The sequence below is a fragment of the Desulfosarcina sp. genome, from assembly GCF_055467485.1.
Genome location: NZ_JBUOIV010000109.1, coordinates 1 through 7156, shown reverse-complemented (window position 1 = coordinate 7156; position 7156 = coordinate 1). Strand labels below are relative to the sequence as shown.

General features: G+C 59.1%; 7 protein-coding genes. 6 read left to right on the top strand and 1 reads right to left on the bottom strand.

The genetic code is table 11. The features are described from left to right. The 6 genes from ACZCED_RS24360 to mgtE (ACZCED_RS24335) form a co-directional block, all read left to right on the top strand. The coding region (locus ACZCED_RS24360) for a hypothetical protein (RefSeq protein ID WP_464862041.1) at positions 1-200 on the top strand (200 nt) is incomplete at its 5' end. Positions 201-297: 97 nt separating this feature from the next. Continuing rightward, positions 298-1050, top strand: a complete 753-nt coding sequence (locus tag ACZCED_RS24355) for a DUF1538 family protein (RefSeq protein ID WP_464862040.1) — start codon at positions 298-300, stop codon at positions 1048-1050. A 7-nt stretch (positions 1051-1057) separates the two neighbouring features. Then, complete coding sequence (locus ACZCED_RS24350; RefSeq protein ID WP_464862039.1) at positions 1058-1816, top strand: DUF1538 domain-containing protein; 759 nt, start codon at positions 1058-1060, stop codon at positions 1814-1816. 111 nt (positions 1817-1927) lie between these two features. Next, entirely contained in the window at positions 1928-2257 is a 330-nt protein-coding gene (locus ACZCED_RS24345) for a P-II family nitrogen regulator (RefSeq protein ID WP_462972174.1), read from the top strand. Between the two features lie 12 nt (positions 2258-2269). Continuing rightward, positions 2270-3583: a magnesium transporter gene (mgtE, locus tag ACZCED_RS24340; protein WP_462972173.1), complete on the top strand. Its 1314-nt coding sequence runs from the start codon at positions 2270-2272 to the stop codon at positions 3581-3583. A 60-nt stretch (positions 3584-3643) separates the two neighbouring features. Then, positions 3644-5008, top strand: a complete 1365-nt coding sequence (gene mgtE, locus ACZCED_RS24335; RefSeq protein ID WP_464862038.1) for a magnesium transporter — start codon at positions 3644-3646, stop codon at positions 5006-5008. A 23-nt stretch (positions 5009-5031) separates the two neighbouring features. Here mgtE (ACZCED_RS24335) and ACZCED_RS24330 read toward each other — a convergent pair whose 3' ends face one another. Beyond that, positions 5032-6735: a potassium channel family protein gene (locus ACZCED_RS24330; RefSeq protein ID WP_464862037.1), complete on the bottom strand. Its 1704-nt coding sequence runs from the start codon at positions 6733-6735 to the stop codon at positions 5032-5034. Between the last annotated feature and the right edge of the window lie 421 nt (positions 6736-7156).

Sequence of the window (7156 nt, the reverse complement as noted above, 5' to 3'; positions counted from 1 at the left end):
GGGATGCGCTCCCCGATGGGGTCCTGCACCGTCACCGCATCAAGGGGCCGGCTGGTCAGTCGCTCCTGGTGCTGGAGCGCCGGGTGCTGTTTCGCCCCGAATCGGACGCCCGCCCCCTGCGGGTGGCGGTGGCCCTGGACCGGCGGTTTCCGCAGGCATCTGGTCTATTTGTTTGCTTAACGGTTTTTTTCTTGAAATAATTATTGATTGCTGCTTTCAGCAGATTGACTTCATCCGTCCATGCATAACGTGCTTTCGCGTGGACCAACCACCCCTAAGCGGCCGTGAAAGCTGGTTATGCACACCGGACCACTGCAAAATTTGGTTAAAGCCCTGGGCGCTGCCCTGCTCGGCGCCTGCCGTGATCTGGCGCCCATCGTCATCGTCATCACCCTGTTCCAGCTGTTGATCCTGCGCCAACCCTTCCCTGAACTGGTGCCGGTCCTGTCCGGGCTGGCGCTGGTGGTTGTCGGGCTGGCCCTTTTTGTGGTGGGCCTGGACATCGGCCTGTTTCCCCTCGGTGAAGCCCTGGCCGAAGAATTCGCCCGCAAGGGCAGCCTCGTCTGGTTGCTGGTATTCGCTTTTGCCTTGGGTTTCGGTACCACCGTCGCCGAACCGGCCCTTATCGCCGTGACCCGCGAGGGCGCCAGGGCTGCGGCTGAAGCCGGCCTTATCGAGAATATCCCAGCGGCTGTAAACCGGTATGCCCTGCATGTCCGCTTGACCGTGGCCTTGTCGGTGGGTGTCGCCATCGTCCTGGGGGTGTTGAGAATCCTCCGGGGATGGTCGTTGCCGAAGATTGTCGTGGGCGGCTACGTGCTGGTCATGGTCATGACGCTGTTTGCACCCAAGGAGATTGTGGGATTGGCTTATGATCTGGGCGGGGTGACCACTTCAACCGTCACCGTGCCCCTGGTAACCGCCCTGGGGGTGGGACTGGCCCGCACGATCCGCGGGAGGAACCCGCTGACCGACGGCTTCGGCCTGATCGCCCTGGCATCCCTGACCCCGATGATCTTCGTCATGGTTTTAGGTTTGTTTGTCCACTAGGAGCGCTATGGAACTCTTTTTAGATCCTTTCAAGTTGCTGCTGGCCACGGCCAAAGACGTGCTGCCGGTTCTCGGGCTGCTGGTGCTGTTTCAAATGGCGGTGTTGAAAAAGCCGCTGCCGAGGCCGGGCAGAATAATATTCGGCTTCTGCCTGGTGCTGGTGGGCATGGCCTGTTTTTTAGGCGGCCTGGATCTGGCCCTTTTCCCGGTGGGCCGCACCATGGCCCTGCAACTGGCCAAGGGTGCCCAGAGCGGCGGCAAAGAGATCTGGGCCGCCTATGGGTGGATATACCTGTTTGCCTTTCTGGTCGGTTTTTCCACCACCATCGCGGAGCCGTCGCTGATCGCCGTCGCCAACAAGGCCGAAGAGGCGTCCTACAAGGCCGTGTCATCTTTAGGGCTGCGGATCGCGGTTGCCCTTGGCGTGGCTGTCGGCATCACCCTCGGCACATTCCGCATTGTGACCGGAACCCCGCTTTATATCTATATTTTAGCCGGATATGTGGTGGTTGCCGTCCAAACCTTTTTCGCACCGCGGATGATCATTCCGCTGGCCTATGATTCCGGCGGGGTGACCACGTCCACGGTTACCGTGCCCCTGGTTGCTGCGCTCGGTCTGGGACTGGCATCCAACGTGCCGGGCCGCAGCCCGGTGCTGGATGGATTCGGGCTGATTGCCTTTGCCAGCCTGTTCCCGATCATCAGTGTCCTGGGCTACGCCCAGCTGGTTCAATGGATTGTCGGGCGGCGGAGCAGAAAAAGATGACAAGCGCCCGCTTGTCGCCAAAACAATGGGTTGACGGATCGGAAATGCGGCTTTTTACACATTCATCAATGGGTGGGTTGCCTCGAACCGGACAAAGGAGGAAAAAAGTCAATGGCCAATAAATGCATCCTTGCAATGGTTAAGCCGAACCTGACCGACCGGGTTGTCGATTCGGCAAAAAAGGCCGGTGCGACCGGTGCGACCATCATCCCGGCCTCCGGAACGGGTGCCGGAGAGGCGAAAACCTTTTTCGGGCTCAGCCTGGACATCCGCACGGAGGTGGTGCTTTTCCTGGTGAGCGACGCCATGGTCGAACCGATCCTTTCGGCCATCCGCGAAGCCGGCCGGTTCAGTGAGCCCGGCACCGGAATTGCCCTGGTGCTGCCGGTGGAGCAGGTGGCCGGCATGGAAAGCCAGACATCGCGGAAAGAAAGAGAGTAAAGGATTGAATCCATGACGGACAACGCCAACCTGCTGCCGGTGGTCCAGAAGTTTTTCGAATATGACCTGGACACGGCTGCCCATATTCTCGAAAGCATGACCGAAGAGGAGGCGGCCGATGTGCTGAAGGCCCTGCCGATGACCCTGGCGGTCCGTGTGGTCAAGGTGTTGCAGATCAGCTATGCCGCCACCCTGCTCAAGGATGCCGATGAGGGATTCTTAAGGGAAATGACATCGCACCTCGACCCTCAGTCGGCGACCTCGATTCTGATGCGCCTTCCCCAACAAGCCCGGGAACGGATGACCAGACATCTCTCCGAAAAAATAAAAGGGCAGATACGGGAACTTCTCGAATATCCGGAAGGCAGTATCGGCAGGACCATGACCACGGACATTATCGCCCTGAAAATAGATAGCCGCACCGAGGAGGCCATTGAGAAAATCCGCGCACTGGCCAAAAGGCGGTTTCCCTCGTCATACGTGTATGTGGTTGACGATGACAACCGCCTCGTCGGCGTTTTGAACATGCGCGATTTGATGCTGGCGGACCCTGATAAGACCCTGGATGAGATCAGCCGCAAAGATCCGTTTTCCCTGCACTGTTTCACAGACCGGCACGAAGCCGCCAGCGAGCTGGCCAAACGCAAATTTTTTGCCGCGCCCGTGGTGGACAGCGAAAACCACATTTTGGGGATCGTCAAGGCCGAGCGCATGATTCACGGGGCCAGGGAGGACGCCACCAAGGACATTCAGCGGATGTTCGGCGCCGGCGGCGATGAACGGGTGTTTTCGACCATGTGGTTTTCGCTGAAGAAGCGGTTGCCCTGGCTGCACATCAACCTGGCAACCGCCTTCCTGGCGGCCGCCGTTGTGGCCCTGTTCGAAGACATCATTGCCCAACTGACCATCCTGGCCGTGTTTCTGCCGGTGGTCGCCGGCCAGGGCGGCAATGCCGGCGCCCAGTCGCTGGCTGTGGTCATGCGCGGGATCGTCATGCGTGAAATTCCAAAGGACAAGATCTTCCATCTGGTCCTTAAAGAGGGACGGATCGGGGCGATCAACGGTGTCGTCATCGGTGCAGTGACGGCGCTGGTGGCCTGGCTGTGGTACGGCAATCCTTTTCTCGGCCTGGTGATCGGCCTGGGCATGCTGGTCAACCTGATATTCGCCGGCCTGGCCGGTGCATCCATCCCCCTGATCATGAAAAAGATCGGCATCGATCCCGCCCAGAGCTCCAGCATCATTTTAACGACCGTAACGGATGTGCTGGGCTTTCTGGCTTTTCTCGGTTTTGCCGTGCTGTTCCAAGATGCCCTGATTGCCTGAGCCGAGGCCGCCGTCTAAACGCTTCAACCCCTATCAAGCTGCATGTTTACGAGGGTATCCATGAGTTACCAACCCCCCCCGTGGGAAACGCTCAGCCGGCTGATCGCCACGCAAAGCGGCGTTGAAACGGCAGCATTTATCGATACGCTCAGTCCACCGGAGACGGCACGGGCCGTTTCGCGGCTGACCGAAGCGGAACAGGCGCGCCTGTTCAGCCTTCTCAGCCCCGAGGATGCCGCCGATCTGATCGAGGACATCCCCGAGGCCCAGGCTGCGGATCTGGTGGAGGATATGCCGTCGGCGCAGGCGGCGGCGATCATGGAGGAGCTGACCAGCGACCACCTGGTTGATGTGCTGGGCGAAATGGATGCGGATGCCAGCCGGGCCATCCTGGCGAAAATGGACCGCAAAGAAGCCGAAGAAGCCAGAATGCTGCTGGCGTATACGCCGGACTGCGCCGGCGGCCTGATGATTTCCGAGTTCCTGGTCTATAAAACCGACCATACGATTCAGGACGTGCTCGACGACCTGCAGGCCCATCGGAGTGAATACGTCGATTACCATGTGCAGTATTTTTACGTGGTCGACGGGCAAGGCCGACTGGCCGGCGTGCTGCGCATGCACGATCTGCTTTTCCCCGCCCGGGAGACCCGGCTGACCCAGGTGATGATCGCCTCCCCGCTGTGTGTGTCCCACCACACGTCCCTGAAGGCGCTCGAGGAGTTTTTCGAGGAGCACCACCTCTTCGGGGTGCCGGTGGTGGACGACGGGGGGCGGCTGGTCGGTGTGGTGCTGCCGAGCGCCATCGAGGAGGCGGTCAACAAGCGCAAGACCAAAACATTCCTGCGGTTGAGCGGCATCGTCGGCGGCGAGGAGTTCAGGACCATGCCCCTGCTGTCCCGCTCCGGACGCCGCCTGTCCTGGCTGAGCATGAACATCGTCCTCAATATTATTGCCGCCAGCGTGATCGCCCTGTATCAGGATACCCTGGCCGCCGTGATCACCCTGGCGGTTTTTCTGCCCATGGTCAGCGACATGAGCGGCTGTTCGGGCAACCAGGCCGTGGCGGTCTCCATGCGTGAACTCTCCCTGGGCCTCGTCCGTCCGGGCGAACTGCTCTGGGTGCTGGCAAAAGAGACCCGGGTCGGCATCATCAACGGTCTGGTGCTGGGTCTGCTGCTTGGCGGGGTCGCTTTTTTCTGGAAGGGTAACCCGTGGCTCGGATTTGTTGTCGGCGGTGCATTGGCGGCTAACACGCTGGTTTCCGTCCTCCTCGGCGGCGTGCTGCCCCTCGTTCTCAAGCGGTTGAAGCTGGATCCGGCCCTGGTTTCCAGCCCGCTGCTGACAACGGTCACCGACATGTGCGGCTTCTTTTTTGTCTTGAGCTTCGCCGCCGCCGTGCTGCCGAAACTCGGAGGCATGTAGGGCGCATTATCAGTCGACGGACCCTAAGATGCCTTGATCTTGGTCACTTCCGGATACCGTTTTAAAAACCGCTTTTCCGCATCATCGGTGCCGATCATGATCAGCTCATCCTTCTCGCTGAGACGAATCGAGGGGTCGGGGTTGCTGATCATCTGGCCGTCGTGGTTGATGGCGATCACCGAGCAGCCGGTCTGCCCGCGGATCTGGCTGTCGACCAGCGATTTGCCCACCAGGGAGGCGTGTATGCCGGCACGAAACACGTTCAGCCCTTCGGCGAGCATCAGGACATCATCCGGTTTGAGCAGATTGAGGATCGTGTTGGCCGCCAGGGAGGCGTATGACATGACCAGGTCGGCCCCGGCGGTGTGCAGCTTGGAGATATTTCCGTCCAGGTTGGCCCGGCAGATGATCTGGATGTCGGGTCTCAGCCTGCGGCAGTAAATGGTCAGGTAGATATTGGTGGGATCGTCATGGGTGGTGATGATGATCGATGGCGCCTCATCGATCCCTGCGCGCGTCAGGGTGTTGATGTCCGCGGCGCTCCCGTAAACATATTTGGGATTGGCGATGAGCTTCTTGTTTTTTTCGATGATCCGATAGTCGATACCCGTCTGCTCAAGGGCCTCTGCGGCCGCACGGCCGACCCGGCCGCCGCCCAAAATTAAGACCGGCGCCCTGAATTTATGGTAACCGCCGATATGATCATCGTAGTTTTTGAGTTGTTCCCCCGATCCAGCCAATAGGAGGACCGTCGTAGAATTGATGTGGGTTGCCGCCGTGGGTATTTCGAACCTGCCCCTTTCCCAGACACCCACCACCGTAATGCCGGTTGTCTCGCGCAGGCGGCTTTGCTGAAGGGTCATGCCGACCAACGGTGTCCGCATGGCAGGCGCCTCGGCGATGAGAAGCGCGTCGATGTTCCCGATCACATTGGATCGAGTGCTCGTCCGCAGCACGCGCCTTGACAAGGATTGGCCCAACAGCTTCATGAATTGCAGCACGTAGGTGCTTCCCGCCAGCTGTAAAATGTCCACCGAGTCGTCTGAATCGGCGTTGGCGGCAATCGGCACCGTTTTTGAAATTTCCCGGACGGTGAAGGCGACGTTGGTATTCATCATGTCGTCGATATTGGCCACCACCAGGGCGGCCCGGCCTACCCTGAGGCGCCGGTAGGTTTCCGAATCACTCAGGTCACCCACGACCACTTTATAGTCCTGATCGAACAGCTCCAGGGCCTGCTGTATATCCTCCGTGACGATGACGTAGGCATACTGGTACTGTTTGAGCCTCTGCACAAGATTCATGGTGATCGGATCGGTGCGGGTCAAAATGACATGCCCGTGGGTGTCCTCGGGCAATTCCCGTGGCGCCCTGGCTTTGGTCTGGGCCTCGAGCCAGGGGGCATAAAAGAACTGGATAAAGGTGAAGGGCAGCATGATGAGCAGAAATACCAGACCGGACAGGAGCACAACGACGGAAAACAGTTTCCCCAGGTCAGAGGTGAAGGTGATGTCACCGAAACCGAGGGTCGACATGACCGTCAGGGCCCAGTAAAAGCCGGTGATCCAGCTGAACCGCTGGTCCTCCAGTATCATCAGGAAGTGGAACAGGACGCTGTAGACGGTGATCATGGATGCCAGGATGAGCATGAATTTCATTAACATCCTGACATTTCGGTCTTTTCTTTTCGAAAAAATATAGATGAGCTGGCCCACGAGAAATTTCATGTGATGATTCTCCTTGCCGAATCCGCGGTTTCCTGAAGGATATCTGTGCTCCGCTTGCCGGCCAACTCGGGGCGGGTGTCAGCGCCTTTGCCCCTCATGCCCGGCATGATCTATCTGGTTTTATAGTCCAACGGCGCAATCCACGTCCACAACTAAACCGGCAGCCGCGTCTGGTTTTTTTTATCCGATCCGGTCTGTTACGTGCTCATCCCCACCGGATCTCTCCAGCAGCGGCGGCGGTATTCTGAGGAGGGAAAATGACCGATCCCTGCCTGCGTACTTACGGAGTCGCTCCTTCAGGCAGAAATGGCAGTGGATCATACGATCGCCAGGGAGAAGATGTGGGCATTTCGCTGCACGGTGGATGACAAGGCGGAGCCGGAGAGCGGGATCCGCAATCTGACTAATATCGTGATCCCCT

Bases quoted from the DNA above. Each gene is read 5' to 3' on its own strand.
- ACZCED_RS24355 (WP_464862040.1), top strand. From the start codon at position 298: ATGCACACCGGACCACTGCAAAATTTGGTTAAAGCCCTGGGCGCTGCC.
- ACZCED_RS24350 (WP_464862039.1), top strand. From the start codon at position 1,058: ATGGAACTCTTTTTAGATCCTTTCAAGTTGCTGCTGGCCACGGCCAAA.
- ACZCED_RS24345 (WP_462972174.1), top strand. From the start codon at position 1,928: ATGGCCAATAAATGCATCCTTGCAATGGTTAAGCCGAACCTGACCGAC.
- mgtE (WP_462972173.1), top strand. From the start codon at position 2,270: ATGACGGACAACGCCAACCTGCTGCCGGTGGTCCAGAAGTTTTTCGAA.
- mgtE (WP_464862038.1), top strand. From the start codon at position 3,644: ATGAGTTACCAACCCCCCCCGTGGGAAACGCTCAGCCGGCTGATCGCC.
- ACZCED_RS24330 (WP_464862037.1), bottom strand. From the start codon at position 6,735: ATGAAATTTCTCGTGGGCCAGCTCATCTATATTTTTTCGAAAAGAAAA.